This is a genomic window from Nocardia crassostreae (assembly GCF_001613405.1).
GTDB classification, from domain to species: Bacteria; Actinomycetota; Actinomycetes; order Mycobacteriales; family Mycobacteriaceae; genus Nocardia; species Nocardia crassostreae.
Genome location: NZ_BDCH01000012.1, coordinates 320,737 through 335,287, shown reverse-complemented (window position 1 = coordinate 335,287; position 14,551 = coordinate 320,737). Strand labels below are relative to the sequence as shown.

The window sequence follows — 14,551 nt, the reverse complement described above, 5'->3', positions numbered from 1 at the left end:
TTCCCGACATGAAACCCCTCCTGAAGTGTCAAGTGGAAACAACCTCGAGAATTCCCAGCGAATGAACTGAGAACATCCTGAAAATCCGAAAAGCCCAGTGGATTCTCACGATTCGCAAGCTGTCCCCGCACCTTCCACCGTATGCGAACTTTCCGGCAAACCGGTTGCCCCCGGTATCAATCCGAGACCCCGCCGTTTGAATTTCGTTGCGGGGTTTCGGCGGGCCACCGGCCGGTGACGGCCGCCGTGATGAGGGCGGCCGCGAGGGGACTGTGGGTGGCGATCAGTGCGCGGTAGAGCCGATCGGCCTCCCGGCATGCGGATGATTGCTGGTGTACCGACATTGGCCACCTCTCGGAATCTTTCGGCGGAACCACGAGGGTGACATGGCGGAAACGCAAGAGCGCCTGAAAAATCCGGCCGATCCGGGTGAAATTATGGAATGCCGGGCGCGACGCCGGAGATTTCAGGTCAGACCGGCGAATTCGCGCAACCCCTCGAGGTCGAGGACGACCACGTGCCCGTTCTGCAGGCACGCCAGGTCCGCCGCGCGCATTGTCGTCATGGCCCGGCCGACAGCGTCCACCCGGGCGCCGATGAGATTGCCGAGTTCCTTGTAGGACAGTCGTACCGTCATCTCCCGCACCTCGATCTCCGGCCCGCTGGGCTCCCGGACGAGCTTGGTTCGGCGCCCGTGGGATTCGGCGAACTCCACCAGCAAGCGCGCCAGGCGGACATGGACGGGACGCTCACCGAAGTCCAGGCGGCGCTGGTCCGACCAGGCGAGCCGATCCGCGATGGTCCGGCAGAGCACCTGCCAGCCATCGGTGTGCCCATCGAGGAAGGCCACGAACGCATCGCCCGGAATGCAGTGCGCGATGGTGGCCGTACACACCGAGGCGGTGGCCGAGCGCACCGACCCGGGATCGAGCGCCGCCAGTTCGCCGATCACATCGCCGCTGACCCGGATGGCGAAGAGTTGGCCGTCCGCATCGGTGATCTTGACGCACGCCGATACCGTCGTATCGCGGGAGCGCAGCAGGTAGACACTGCTGCCCTCGCCACCCTGTCGCATCAGGAACTGGCCGGGGCCGTAATAGGACTGCACACCGAGTCGCAGCAGACTCCGCCGTGACTCCGGACAGAGCCTCGCCATGAACGTGCCCTCCGGCCATGGCCAGTTTTCCAGGCTCACAATCATGCCCCATTGTCGCGACGGTGCGAGGTGCGGCGCGAATGTTCTTGCGACGCAGTCAGAGCGCGTGGGCGTCGAGCCAGTTGCGGGCCAGGGCGGCGGGGTCGACATTGTTGTCGCGGACCTCGCGGATCATATCGGCGAGGTCGGTGGTGGTGAGCTCGCCCGCCACATAGTTGAGTTTGCGTTGTTGCTGGTCGGTGAGAGTGCCCTTGCGGAGGAGCGGGATCACGTTGGCGGCGCGGAAGGCGTAGTCCGGGTCGGCGAGGGGTTGGACCTCGAGGCCGCCCTCGGGGAGGTAGGCGGGCGGGCCAGAGACGACGGCCAGTTGGATTTCGCCGGTGGACAGGGCGTTTCGGAGATCCGCGACACTGGAGTAGGTGCGAGGGGTCGGGAGGGAGCAGTCGTAGACGGTGCGCAGCGGGTCGAGGACATCGCGCTGCGGGTCCAAGGGCGCGTGCAGGGGTTCGAGAGCCGGACCGGTGGCCACCCCGACGGTCAACTCCGGACAGCGGGGGGCGAGTTCCTTCAGCGAGGACGGGAAGTCGGCGGACTTGGCCGCGGGCACGATCACGGCGGGGCGCAGGTCCGTGCCGTCGGCCGGATCGGAGACGATCAGACCTTCGGGGAGCGCGCGATTCAGGGCGGTGACGACATCCTCGGGCTTGCGGGCCGCGGAGGTGGAGTCGAGGGCGGTGAGCAGGTCACCGCTGACATCGGGGACGACCGTGACGGTGTCGGAATCCAGGGCGGAGAGGTAGCCGCGTTGGTCTATGCCGGATTTGGTGGCGGTGTGGGCGCCGGTGCGGGACAGGGCTCCCGCGTAGATCTCGGCCAGCACGCGCGACTGCGCGGAATCACCCGAGCCGATGGTGAGAACCGGACCGGGATCGTCGCTGCCGCATCCGGCGGCCAGCACGGTGACCGCACCGGCCAGCACGGTGACCGCACCGGCCAGCGCCAGGACCGTCCGGACGGATCGCACCGGTGCGCGGCGCGCCCGCGAGGCTTTGCGATCAGGCTGCGCGAAAGAGTCTGTTCTGCCGAACACCCGCCATAGTCTGCCGTCTCACACCGCCGAAACGCGAAACCGACCCACAGTAGGCCCCGGGCGCGGCGCACAACGGGCAGTATGAACACTCAGGTTCGCCACGGAAGTACCGGCGGGCCGCACGCATCCCGCTCGGAAGGACGACAGTGCACACGCTCACCACGCGCGCCGATGGCAGGCGCACCACTCGAACCGTGCTACGAATTCTCGCCGCGGCGGTGGCGCTGGCCGCGGCCATGGCGGCATCGGCCTGTGGCAGCGACTCCGATCCGCTGTCGGGCGGGGGCAGCTGCTCCACCGACACCAATCAGATCACCGTCGGCTCGGCCAACTTCCCGGAATCCGAGACGGTCGCCAATATATACGCGGAAGCGCTGCGCGCCAACGGTTTCTAGATCGACACCAAACTGAATATCGGCAGCCGCGAGGCGTATGTGCCCGCGTTGCGCGAATGCGCCATCAGCCTCATCCCGGACTACACCGGCAACCTGCTGCAGTACCTGGACAAGAACGCCACCGCGTCCTCGGCCGCCGATGTCGACAAGGCGCTGGCCACCGCGGTCGGCGATCAGCTCGGTATCGGCACCCCCGCCCTCGGCCAGGACTCCGACGCCGTGGTCGTCACCCGCGCCACCGCGGACCGCTGGAATCTGAAGACCATCGCCGATCTGGCCGCGCATTCGGCCGAGGTGAAGTTCGCCGCGCCCGCCGAATTCCAGGAGCGCCCGGGCGGTTTGCCCGGCCTGAAGAAGAACTACAACCTCGACATCTCCGTCGGCAACTTCGTCCCGATCGCCGACGGCGGCGGCCCGGCCACCGTGCGCGCCCTGGTCGACGGCCAGGTGACGGCCGCGGACATCTTCACCACCTCCCCCGCCATCACCGAGAACAACCTGGTGGTGCTGGAGGATCCGAAGAACAACTTCCCGGCCCAGAACGTGGTGCCGCTGTTCAACAATGCCAAGAAGAGCGACAAGCTGCTCGCCGTGCTCAATGCAGTCTCCGCGAAACTCACCACCGCCGAACTGATCTCGCTCAATACCTCGGTATCGGGCGCGGCCAAGACCGAGCCCGCGGCCGCCGCCAAGACCTGGGTCGCCGCGCAGGGGCTCGACAAGCCAGTCGGATAGGAGATCCGCGTGTCCGATATCGAGTTCAGCGGCGTCACCAAGACCTATCCGGACGGCACCACCGCGGTGCACCACCTCGATCTGCGCATCAAGTCCGGATCGTTCACGGTGTTCGTCGGCCCCTCCGGCTGCGGCAAGACCACCTCCATGCGAATGATCAACCGCATGATCACCCCCAGCTCGGGGACCATCACCGTTGCCGGACAGGACATCTCGACAACCGATCCGGTGAAACTGCGACTCGGTATCGGATACGTCATCCAGAGCGCCGGATTGCTGCCGCACCGCACGGTCGTCGACAATGTCGCGACCGTGCCCATGCTGCGGGGCAAACGGCGCGGTGAGGCCCGCAAGGCCGCGCTCGAGGTCCTCGATCGGGTCGGCCTGGATCGCGCTCTGGCGCAACGCTATCCGGCCCAGCTCTCCGGCGGCCAGCAGCAGCGCGTCGGCGTGGCGCGGGCCCTGGCCGCCGATCCGCCCATCCTGCTCATGGACGAACCGTTCAGCGCCGTCGATCCGGTGGTGCGCGCCGAATTGCAGACCGAAATGCTGCGGCTGCAAGCGGAATTGCGCAAGACCATCGTCTTCGTCACCCATGACATCGACGAGGCGGTCACCCTCGGCGACCGTATCGCCGTCTTCGGCCCGGGCGGCCGATTGCAGCAGTACGACCGCCCGCAGGATGTCCTGGCCCAGCCCGCCAGCGATTTCGTGGCCGAATTCGTCGGCCGCGACCGCGGCTACCGCGCCCTGTCGTTCCGCAGCGCCCAGGGCGTGCGCCTGCACGACATCCGCACCGCCACCGTCGACGAAATCCGGGCGCTGCGCCTGGAACTCGGCGAATGGGTGCTCGCCGTGGACGAGCACCGGCATCCGCTGGGCTGGGTGGATGTGACCGGCGTGGAGAGTTTCCGCGCCGGAAAACCCCTGCACGACTGCATGTCCGCGGGCGGCTCCCTGTTCCCGCCCGGCGGCGATCTGCGCCTCGCCCTCGATGCCGCCGTCTCCTCGCCCTCCGGAATCGGTGTGGCCGTTGACGATTCCGGCGCGGTGACCGGCGGCGTCCTGGCCGGTGACGTGCTCGAACAGCTGGCGCGCCAGCGCGGCGAGGAGGACAGCGAACGCAATCGCGACTTCTTCGAGAACGGCTACTCCGACCGGGAGTCCCGCTGATGCCGGAGCCGCGATGAACTATCTGATCGACAATCTGGGCGAGATCGCCGGGTTCACCCGCACCCATCTGGCGCTGGCCATGGCCCCGCTGCTCATCGGCCTGCTCATCGCCATACCCCTCGGCGCACTGGTGCATCGGGTGCCGTGGCTGCGCCGCGTGACCGTGACCGCCGCCGGTATCGCCTATACGATTCCGTCGCTGGCGCTGTTCGTCATCATCCCGCCGCTGGTCGGCATCTCCACCATCGATCCGCTGAATGTGGTGATCGCGCTGACCATCTACTCGGTGGCGCTGCTGGTGGTGGCGGTGCCCGCGGCCCTGGATTCGGTGCCCGCCACCGTCCTCGATGCCGCCGACGCCATCGGCTACACCCGGCTGCGCCGCACCCTGACCGTCGACTTCCCGCTCGCCCTCCCGGTCTTCCTGGCCAATCTGCGCGTGGTGGCGGTCACCAATATCTCCATGGTCACCGTGGGCGCGCTGATCGGCGTGGGCGGTCTGGGCAAGCTGTTCACCCAGGGCTATCAGCGCGACTACCCGGACGAGATCGTCGCGGGCATCATCGTCGTGCTGGCGCTGGCGCTGGTCATCGATCGCGCCCTGTTCCTGATCGGCCGCTGGGCCACCCCGTGGGTGCGCACCACCAAGAAGCGCGGCGGTACGCAACTACTGCGCACCGCGGTCGATCCGTCCATGGATACCGCGAAAGGCGCGGGCGCATGAACCTTTTCATCGACGCCTGGGATTTCCTGAGCACCGGTGCGAACTGGTCCGGCCCCACCGGCATCGGCGCGCGCCTGGGCCAGCACCTCTGGTACAGCTTCCTCACCGTCGCCGGTTCGATCGTGCTCGCCGTCCCGCTGGGCCTGCTCATCGGCCACACCCGGCGCGGCTCGGCGCTCATTGTCGGCTTCGCCAATGCCATGCGCGCCCTGCCCACCCTGGGCCTGCTCACCTTTCTGGTGCTGCTCATGGGCCTGGGCCTGATCCCGCCGCTGCTGGCCCTGCTCACCGTCAGCATTCCGCCGCTGCTGGCGGGCGCGTACGCCGGTATCGCCAATGTGGATCCGGATGTGGTGGACGCCTCCCGCGCCATGGGCATGCGCGAACACCAGGTGCTGCTGCGCGTGGAACTGCCCAATGCCCTGCCCATTCTGCTGACGGGTCTGCGCGCGGCCACCCTGCAGGTCGTCGCCACCGCCACCATTGCCGCCTACGTCAATCTGGGTGGACTGGGCCGCTACATCTTCGACGGCATCGGGCTCTACAAATACGACCGCGTCCTGGTCGGCGCCATTCTGGTGGCCGCGCTCGCCCTGCTCCTGGACGGCCTGCTCGCCTTCGCGGTCTGGCTCAGCGTGCCCGGCACCGGACGGCTGCGGTTTGACCTCCGGGTGTGATCGGGGTCACGATGTGGATGGCCCGAAGAAGTGCTGGATCACCCCACCGACAGGAGGCTGTTGTGAAAGCTATGAAGGCTCGCGACATCATGCACCGCACCGCGGAATGCATTCCCGCGGACGAAACCCTGGACCGCGCGGCGCAAATGATGCGCAATATGGACGTCGGCGCCCTGCCGATCTGCAATAACGACCGCTTGATCGGCATGCTCACCGACCGTGACATCGTCGTCCGGTGTATCGCCGAGGGCCACGACCCCAGCCGCGAACGCGCGGGCGATCTGGCACAGGGCACCCCGCGCTGGGTCGATGTGGACACCTCGGTCACCGACGTCCTCGACATCATGGAGCAGAACCAGATCAAACGGCTGCCGGTCATCGATGTGAAGGGCGGCAAGCAGTTGGTCGGCATGATCTGCGAATCGGATCTCGCCAAGAACGTCACCGATCAGCAGTTGGCCGAATTCGTCGCCGCGGTCTCGATTCCGCATTAGTACGACATCCCAGACGACGGGGTTCGCGCGAAAGGAGCGGGCCCCGTTCCCGTTTCAGTGCCGGTCGATGGTGAGCCTGCTGGCCCCGCCGCCGATCTCGATGTCGTAGCGGTCCACCGCGGCCGTATAGTCCGGCGATTCCAGCCGCGTCTCCCCGCCCAGCGCCCCGAACTTCTGCTCGTCGAGGCGGAACTTGCTCGCGCCGCCGCGCACCACGGCCAGCACCGCCACATCCCGGGGCCGGATGATCCCGACCTTGCTGACCCCCGCGCCGAAGCACACCGGCACCGTGCCCTGCGGACGGCCCAGCAGCAGATCGACATTGCTCGCCCCGCCACTGACATTGACCTCGGTGACGCGCAATGGCCGCAGGTCCGCGGTCATGCTGCTGACGCCGTGACCGATCTCTATCCGCCACGGAATGGCCGGATTCAAGGCGATGTCCGCCGCGCGCCGACGCCAGGCGAACGGGTGAAAACCCTTGTAGTCGATGGCGATCGCATTACCCGTGGCCGCGACCACCGGAGGCGGGCCGTCGAAGCGCGCCCGGAACAACCCGCTCAGGTTCGCATCCGCGAGCACCGCCAGATGGACCACGCCCCGCCCGAAGCGCAGCACCCCGGTAGCGGTACCGGCCAAAAGCGCCGAGTAGTCGGTTTCGCGCATGGAGTGCCCTCCCGTTCGTCGCAGCGGCCCGAACTCTCGCGGCCTCAAGGTAACCCAGAATCCGCGCTGACCGGCGCATTCACACACCACGTGCGTGTTCCCCGGATGCGCTTCATCCCCGCGCCGAACGGTCTCCCCCTAATGCACTTCGGCCCCCTCGCAGTCCTGCGAGGGGGCCGAATGTCTCAGCTTGAGATCAGGCCACGCCCTCGGCGCGGGCGGCACTGCCGACGGCCTCGGCGACGGCCGGGGCCACGCGCGGGTCCAGCGGGCTGGGGATGATCTTGTCGGCGGAGAGCTCACCGGCGACCACGCCGAAGATGGCCTCGGCCGCGGCGACCTTCATACCCTCGGTGATCCGGCGCGCACCGGCATCCAGCGCACCCTTGAACACACCCGGGAACGCGAGCACATTGTTGATCTGGTTCGGGAAGTCGCTGCGCCCGGTGGCCACGATGGCGGCGTACTCGCGCGCCACCTCGGGGTGGATTTCCGGATCCGGGTTCGACATGGCGAACACGATGGACTCGGGAGCCATGGCGGCAATGAGCTCCTCGGCGATGGTGCCCGCCGACAGGCCCAGGAAGACGTCCGCGCCCTGGAGGGCCTCGGCCGCGCCGCCGGTGATATCGCGCGGGTTGGTGCGCTGTGCCAGCTCGGCCTTCACCTCGTTGAGGTCCGCGCGATCACGGCTCACGATGCCCTTGGAGTCGAGCACGATGATGTCCGAGACACCTGCCGCCAGCAGGATATTGGTGCAGGCCACACCCGCCGCGCCCGCACCGGACACCACGACCTTCAGACCGGACATATCGCGGCCCTGCACCGCGGCCGCACCCTTGAGGGCGGCCAGCACCACAATGGCGGTGCCGTGCTGATCATCGTGCATGACCGGGCAGTCCAGGGCCTCGATGACGCGCTTCTCGATCTCGAAGCAGCGCGGCGCGGAGATGTCCTCCAGATTGACCGCGCCGAAGCTGGGGCGCAGGCGAATCAGGGTCTCGACGATCTCGTCGGGATCGGTGGTGTCGAGCACGATCGGAATCGAGTCCAGCCCGGCGAACTTCTTGAACAGCGCCGCCTTGCCCTCCATCACCGGCAGCGAGGCGCGCGGGCCGATATCGCCCAGGCCCAGCACGGCGGTGCCGTCGGAGACCACCACGACCAGACGCTCGGCCCAGGTGTAGGTCTTGGCCAGCGACTCGTCCTTGTGGATGCCGCGGCAGACCTACGCGACGCCCGGGGTGTAGGCGATGGACAGATCGCGCTGCGTCTCGAGGGGCGCGGTGAGTTCGACCGAGAGCTTGCCGCCGAGATGGCCCGCGAAAATCTCTTCCGTGGTGATATCGGACAGGTTGGTATTGGACGCGGGGCTGATCTTGGTGGCGTTCACAGCTTCAGTCACAGGTGACACTATTTCACTCCTGCTCGGGGCGGACTCAACCGTTTGACGGTTACCGTTCGGTAATAGGTAATAGGGTTTCGGTGCTCTTATATCGGCGCGCCGGGCCGCCTCATTGCGAGCCCACTCGGTGAAACCTTGCCATCACATCGTGGCAACGGACACAAAGTAATACGGGATCGTAGAGGAAGCGTGTCGCGGCACAGATCATCGAGCGAAAACCGGACGGGTGGGTCCGGGCGATATCGCCGGGGTGATCGCGGGAGAACCCGCGAGTCGCGGATCGTGATCACCGAGTCCCCGAGGCCGGGCGGTGGCTTCGGCCAGGGTCCAGCCATTCTGCCAGTACCTGCTACGACGCGCCAAATCGCCCCTCGGGCCGTCGCGCGGGTGCAGCATCCTCGAAGCGTAGGCGACTCGAATCACCCCTGGGTTTCAGGAAACTCGCAGGTCGGCACTTTCCTGCCGAGAAGTGTCTCGCGGACTTGGCACGGCGGAGGTGAGCCCCGGCCGCACCGGCCCACACGCCGGTGGCGATGGCCCACGCGCCGTTCTGCCCGCCGAAGCCGGAGACCGCGCCGGTAATGGGTTCGCGGGTGGTCACATCGCCCGCGCCGTAGAGGCCGGGAACCGTGGTGGCGCAGTCGAGTCCGGCCAGCCGCAGCCCGCCGGTGCCGCGCACGGTGCCCTCCAGGACCGCGCGCAGCGGCACCCGGCCCGACCAGTCGGGCCCGCCGCCGCGCAGCAGTTCCCCCCGCAGGTCCTCGGGCAATTGGTCGAGCGTGGCGTAGACGCGGCGGCCATCGGCGAGCGCGGCGAAGACCTGGGCCCGCGACCCGCAGCCGTTACCGCACAGCACCGACCGGGATTCGTCGTAGAGGGTGGCGAAGTGCATGACCTGGTCGGGCGCGAAGGCCGCCGCGCCCGCCAGCCGCAGCGGATGTTCGGCGGGCACCAGCGAATGGGCGTTGGAGAATTCCATGCCGGACAGTTCGGCGCCCGCCTCCACGCCCATGAGCAGTCCGTCGCCGGTGTCCACATCGGTGCCCGCGCCACCGGAGAGGAAGGCGCAGCCGCCGGTCGCGAGCACCACCGCCCGGGCTCGCGCGGTCCAGGCGCGCGGTTCGCCGGACAGCGCCACCCCGGCCGCCCCGGAGACCGTGCCGTCGCCGTCGGTGAGAAGTTGCAGGGCCGGGTGATGATCGAGAATCCGCACCCCCGCGACCACCATGCTGCGCCGCATCCGGCCGAGATATTTTCCGCCGTCCAGATACACCCGCGCGGGCCGCCCGGGATGCTCGCCCTGGAACCGGAAACCGCCCTGCACCAATTGCCCCACCCGCCGGTGGGTCTCCTCCAGCACCCGCCGCATCCACTCCGGATCGCCGATTCCCCCGGCGTGCGCGAAGTTCTGCGCCACCGCCTCCTCGCGACCCCGTCCCGCCGGGATGTTCCACAGCGTCACCCCGCCCCTCGCGGTCGGTCCGCTGGTCCCGCAGCGGGCCTTGTCGACCACCAATACCCGAGCACCCGCGGCCGCCGCGGCGAGTGCGGCCCAGGCTCCGGCCGGACCACCACCCAGGATCAGAACATCGGCGTCGAATTCGCCCATAACGACAAATGTTCGGCCACAGTTCAACCGCTCGCAACCGTTATGCGTATTTCAATTCCACCACTGCGCCCACAGCAGATATCCGGCAATCAAGAAAACGACCACCGATCCGGAAAAAGCGGCGAATCCATGCCGCCGGTCGGTGAATATCTGTGCCGCCGAAACCGCGAGTGCCGCACCGACATGCCACGCCACGGTATCCCAGCCGGGACCGGGAAATCCGCGCCGGATACGGATGATCTCCGCACCCACGACGGTCGCCGCCAGCATCACCACGCCCCCGGCGACCACCCCGCTCAACCCTCGCACCAGCCTCATACCGGCTCCACGCGGCCACCCTGCCCGGCGCCGCGAGCCGCCCGGTCCGCACCCGTCATCCGGCAATCACCGGCACCCCGCTCGCTTTGCCCAAGATTTCCTCGAATTGTGTTGGGTCGGTGGTGAATTCACCGAGCCGAATGGTCTTGTTGCTGCCGTGGTAGTCCGAGGAGCCGGTGGTCACCAGCCCCAGTTCGCCCGCCAGCCCCCGCAATACCTCCCGGTCGGCCGCATTGTGATCGGGATGGTCCAGCTCCAGCCCGCCCAAACCGAGTTCGGCCAGCTCCCGAATGTGATCGAGCGACAGCAGCCGCCCGCGCTTGCGGGCCCGCGCATGCGCCACCACACTCACCCCGCCCGCCGAGGCCACCATCTCGACCGCACGTCGCAGCGGCGTGTCGGCCTTCTCCACGTAGTACCGGCCGTGCGGCGCCAGCAGATCCTGGAAGGCGGCGTCCACCGTCGGCACCACGCCCGCGTTCACCAGCGCCCGAGCCAGATGCGGCCGCCCCGCCGAGGGACCCACCGAGGCCATCACCGCCTCCGGATCGATGGGCAGGCCGTCGGCCGCCATCTGCTCGGCCATGGACCGTAGTCGCACGATCCGCTCGGCGCGCAGGCGCTCCCGCTCCTGCGCGAAGGATTCGTCGGCCGGATCGAACAGGTAGGCCAGCAGATGCACCGGCACCGGATACCCGTCCTCGCCCAGCCCCACACACGACATCTCCATGCCCCGCACCAGCGTCAAACCCGGCGGCAGGGCCGCGGCGGCCTCCGCCCAGCCGGAGGTGGTGTCGTGATCGGTCAGGGCGACCACGTCGAGTCCGGCGGCCGCGGCCTCGCCGATCAGTTCGGCCGGGGTGTCCGTGCCGTCGGACGCGGTGGAATGGGTGTGGAGATCGATGCGCACGCCGTCCATCTTGCCTGCGCCGGAGCGGCTGTCCCGGGCGGCCGGGCAATTAGACTCACCGGGTGTCATCGATTCCACCGCTGCCGTCCATCCGCTGGCCCGGGAAGGCGGGTGAGCATCCGTCGGGCGAGAAGCACGTGACCGTGGCCCCCGGCGACATCGTCGACTGCGCGGTCTACATCGACGGCGCGCGGCTGTGGGACCGCTGCACCTACAAGAACGCCCTGGCCGAAGTGCGCGAACGCAATGACGGATTCGTCTGGCTCGGCCTGCACGAGCCCAGTGCGGCGCTCATGACCGATGTGGCGGAGACCTTCGGGCTGCACCCGCTCGCCGCCGAGGACGCCGTCAAAGGCCATCAGCGCCCGAAACTGGAGCGGTACGAGAACCGGGTGCTGGTGCTGGTGCTGCGCACCGTGCGCTACCACGAGCACGAGCTGAACACCGTCAGCGAGATCGTCGACACCGGCTAGATGATGGTGTTCCTCGGCGAGAATTTCGTGATCACCGTCCGGCACGGCGAGCACACCGGGCTGGCCGGTGTGCGCCGGGAGCTGGAATCCGACCACGCGCAACTGGCGCTCGGCCCCAGTGCCGTCATGCATGCCGTCGCCGATCACATCGTGGATTCCTATATCGAGGTCGTCGCCGAGATCGAGGACGATGTGGACGCCATGGAGGAAGAGGTCTTCACTCCGGCCAACAAGATCCAGATCGAGGCCATCTATCAGCTCAAGCGCGAGGTGGTGGAGCTACGCCGGGCGGTGAAGCCGCTGGCCATCCCGCTCCAGCTGCTCACCCACGACATGTCGCTGCCGCTGCCCACCGAGATCCGCTCCTACATGCGCGATGTCACCGACCACCACACGGCGGTCACCGAACAGGTCACCGATTTCGACGAATCACTCAGCGCGCTCATCAATGCCGCGCTGGCCAAGATCGGCGTGCAGCAGAACACCGATATGCGCAAGATCTCCGCCTACGCGGCCATGGCGGCGGTGCCGACCATGATCGCGGGCATCTACGGCATGAACTTCGACCACATGCCGGAATTGAAGTGGACCTACGGCTACGGCCTCGTCGTCGCCATCATGGTGATCTTCTGCGGGCTGCTCTACGCCAACTTCCGCAGCAACAAGTGGTTGTGAGACTTACAGACTCGCCGCCGAGCGGTCCGGATCCCGGACATCGATCCCCGCTTCGTTCCAGGCATCCCGGAGCGCGGCCGCACCGCGGATCCGAACCCAGGCGGCCTCGGTCGCGGTGATCGGCGTGACGCTCAGAAAGCGCACGGGCTCAGCGGGTTCCGGCAGCACGACCTCCGGGATATCGCTCTCGCCCAGCAGCACCGCGGTGAACGAGGCGTCGGCCCACAGCGGTTCTCCCAGATCCAGCAACGCATCGGGTTGCAGCACAACGCCTTCCACGGCGGGCGCCGCCACCAGCACGCCCAGCGCCCGGGTCAGTCCCGAGCCCGCGCCGACACCGCCGCGCAGCGTCAACTCCAACTCCGCACGCGGCCCGCGCACCGGATCGGCAAGCGCCGCAGCCGGATCCGTCATGGGGTGCCGGGAACCGCCCACGGTCACGTAGTGCACGAACTCACCGTCCGGAACGCGCAGGATATCGATGGGCTCCAACCCCAGGAACGTCACCGATGCCGCATCCGCGGACTCCACACCGAAATGCCCGAGCGTGCGCGCCCGGACCTGCTCCATCACATCCATGAACTAGATGGCCAGCCTCGCCAGCATGTCGCGTGCCTGCTCCGCGGCCTTGGGATCGCACAGCACGTCGTAGCGACCGGCCACCAACTGCATGGTGGAGGCGAAATCGCGCTGCCCGCGGGTGGCGGCGTACGGGATGGCGGTGGAGATGACGCCGAAGATGATGCCGCCGACCAGGCCGACCAGCAGCGGCCAGTACTGATTGCCGCTGGTGCTGAACAGGCTCAGCAGCAGGCCGATGAACAGGCCCAGCCAGGCGCCCGAAACCATACCGCCGCCAATGACCTTGCCCCAGGTCAGCCGGTACAGCACGCGCTCGACCTGCATGAGGTCGACGCCGACGATGGTCACGTTCTCCACCGGGAATTGATTGTCGGCCAGGTAGTCGACCGCCCGTTGCGCCTCCGCATAGGTCGGGTACGAGCCGACCGGCCAGCCCGAGGGCGGCGTCGGCAGACCGGGCCCGCGATTGCGGCCGGTGTTCCCCATGGGATTCGTCATGACTCCATCATGCCTAGTTCGGATCGTCCGACGGCGGTACGAACTGCGTGTTTCGCGTCATTCCTGCCGCTCATCCTTTATCAGCGATGACCTGCGCCATTTTCGCACTGGCCTCGTCGATCATCTCATCGCCCAGCATGACCGCGCCCCGGGCGCCGCCCGCCGTCGACGTATGGAAAGCGTACGCGTCCAGGATCTCCTCCGCCCGGTCGTAGTCGGCCTGGCGGGGGCTGAAGATCTCGTTGCAGGCGGTGATCTGATCCGGGTGCAGCACCCACTTGCCGTCGAAACCCAGGGCCGCGGTGCGCGCGGCATTGCGGCGGAACCCGTCGAGATCGCGAACCGCCAGGTACGGGCCGTCGATGGCCTGCAGGCCGTGCGCGCGGGCCGCCAGCAGGATCGTCATGTAGATGCGGTGGTAGGCGTCGCCGGGCTCGTAGCCCTCGGGCTGTTCGCCCACCACGAGGGTGCGCATGGTGATCGAGGCCATGAAGTCGGCCGGGCCGAACACCAGGGTCTGCACGCGCGGGCTCGCGGTGGCGATGGCGTCGATATTGCGCAGTCCGAGCGCGTTCTCGATCTGCGGTTCGATGCCGATGCGCCCGACCGGCAGGCCGTTGGCCTTCTCCAGCTGGGTCAGCAGCAGGTCGAGGGCCCGCACCTGCCCGGCATCGGTGACCTTGGGCAGCAGGATGGCGTCGAGTTCCGAGCCCGCGCCCTCCACCACGGTGATGACATCGGCGTAGGTGTGCTCGGTGCTCCAGTCGTTGACCCGCACCACCCGGATCTGGCCGTTCCAGCCCCCGGCATTGAGCGCGGTCACGATATTGGCGCGGGCGGCGGCCTTGGCGGCGAGCCCCTTGGCCTTCTCGATCATGCGCGGATTGCTGCCGGGTACGGCCAGCACCGAACGGCGGGATGTCATGGGTCACTCCTTCGCTGTCCGCGCTCGTGGCGCGACATTTCGGGCA

Annotated in this window: 13 protein-coding genes and 3 pseudogenes; 6 read left to right on the top strand and 10 right to left on the bottom strand. The window is 67.9% G+C overall.

Annotated elements, in window-relative coordinates; translation table 11 throughout:
- Positions 1-466 precede the first annotated feature (466 nt).
- Both NC4_RS08385 and NC4_RS08380 read right to left on the bottom strand, forming a co-directional pair.
- Positions 467-1,156 (bottom strand): Crp/Fnr family transcriptional regulator, encoded by a 690-nt coding sequence (locus NC4_RS08385; protein ID WP_169814748.1) that lies wholly within the window; start codon positions 1,154-1,156, stop codon positions 467-469.
- A gap of 97 nt (positions 1,157-1,253) precedes the next feature.
- Entirely contained in the window at positions 1,254-2,246 is a 993-nt protein-coding gene (locus NC4_RS08380; RefSeq protein WP_157554388.1) for a glycine betaine ABC transporter substrate-binding protein, read from the bottom strand.
- A 236-nt stretch (positions 2,247-2,482) separates the two neighbouring features.
- Between NC4_RS08380 and NC4_RS08375 the strand changes: the two are divergent.
- The 5 genes and pseudogenes from NC4_RS08375 to NC4_RS08355 all read left to right on the top strand — a co-directional run bounded on the left by NC4_RS08375 (position 2,483) and on the right by NC4_RS08355 (position 6,444).
- Positions 2,483-3,376 (top strand): annotated as a pseudogene (locus NC4_RS08375) (ABC transporter substrate-binding protein).
- A gap of 9 nt (positions 3,377-3,385) precedes the next feature.
- Positions 3,386-4,549, top strand: a complete 1,164-nt coding sequence (locus tag NC4_RS08370) for an ABC transporter ATP-binding protein (RefSeq protein WP_067534640.1) — start codon at positions 3,386-3,388, stop codon at positions 4,547-4,549.
- Between the two features lie 13 nt (positions 4,550-4,562).
- Complete coding sequence (locus NC4_RS08365; RefSeq protein ID WP_067534637.1) at positions 4,563-5,273, top strand: ABC transporter permease; 711 nt, start codon at positions 4,563-4,565, stop codon at positions 5,271-5,273.
- Complete coding sequence (locus tag NC4_RS08360) at positions 5,270-5,950, top strand: ABC transporter permease (RefSeq protein WP_067534634.1); 681 nt, start codon at positions 5,270-5,272, stop codon at positions 5,948-5,950. The genes NC4_RS08365 and NC4_RS08360 overlap by 4 nt, the downstream gene beginning before the upstream one ends.
- A gap of 71 nt (positions 5,951-6,021) precedes the next feature.
- Complete coding sequence (locus NC4_RS08355; protein ID WP_067534631.1) at positions 6,022-6,444, top strand: CBS domain-containing protein; 423 nt, start codon at positions 6,022-6,024, stop codon at positions 6,442-6,444.
- Positions 6,445-6,498: 54 nt separating this feature from the next.
- Here the strand turns inward: NC4_RS08355 and NC4_RS08350 are convergent, their stop codons facing one another.
- The 5 genes and pseudogenes from NC4_RS08350 to NC4_RS08330 form a co-directional block, all read right to left on the bottom strand.
- Positions 6,499-7,110 (bottom strand): toast rack family protein, encoded by a 612-nt coding sequence (locus NC4_RS08350; protein ID WP_067534628.1) that lies wholly within the window; start codon positions 7,108-7,110, stop codon positions 6,499-6,501.
- Between the two features lie 196 nt (positions 7,111-7,306).
- Positions 7,307-8,488, bottom strand: a pseudogene (locus NC4_RS08345) (NAD(P)-dependent malic enzyme).
- A gap of 376 nt (positions 8,489-8,864) precedes the next feature.
- Entirely contained in the window at positions 8,865-10,124 is a 1,260-nt protein-coding gene (locus NC4_RS08340; RefSeq protein ID WP_067534625.1) for an FAD-dependent oxidoreductase, read from the bottom strand.
- Positions 10,125-10,175: 51 nt separating this feature from the next.
- Complete coding sequence (locus NC4_RS08335; protein ID WP_067534622.1) at positions 10,176-10,442, bottom strand: hypothetical protein; 267 nt, start codon at positions 10,440-10,442, stop codon at positions 10,176-10,178.
- Positions 10,443-10,497: 55 nt separating this feature from the next.
- Positions 10,498-11,352: a PHP domain-containing protein gene (locus NC4_RS08330; RefSeq protein ID WP_067535962.1), complete on the bottom strand. Its 855-nt coding sequence runs from the start codon at positions 11,350-11,352 to the stop codon at positions 10,498-10,500.
- A gap of 71 nt (positions 11,353-11,423) precedes the next feature.
- On the opposite strand from NC4_RS08330, the pseudogene NC4_RS08325 reads away from it, so the two are divergent.
- A pseudogene (locus NC4_RS08325) lies at positions 11,424-12,500 on the top strand (magnesium and cobalt transport protein CorA).
- A gap of 3 nt (positions 12,501-12,503) precedes the next feature.
- Here the strand turns inward: NC4_RS08325 and NC4_RS08320 are convergent.
- The 3 genes from NC4_RS08320 to NC4_RS08310 form a co-directional block, all read right to left on the bottom strand.
- Positions 12,504-13,079 (bottom strand): suppressor of fused domain protein, encoded by a 576-nt coding sequence (locus NC4_RS08320; RefSeq protein WP_157554387.1) that lies wholly within the window; start codon positions 13,077-13,079, stop codon positions 12,504-12,506.
- 3 nt (positions 13,080-13,082) lie between these two features.
- Positions 13,083-13,580 (bottom strand): YflT domain-containing protein, encoded by a 498-nt coding sequence (locus NC4_RS08315; RefSeq protein WP_067534618.1) that lies wholly within the window; start codon positions 13,578-13,580, stop codon positions 13,083-13,085.
- A 70-nt stretch (positions 13,581-13,650) separates the two neighbouring features.
- A complete protein-coding gene (locus NC4_RS08310; protein ID WP_067534615.1) occupies positions 13,651-14,505 on the bottom strand; it encodes an HpcH/HpaI aldolase/citrate lyase family protein in 855 nt (284 codons plus the stop codon).
- Positions 14,506-14,551 lie beyond the last annotated feature (46 nt).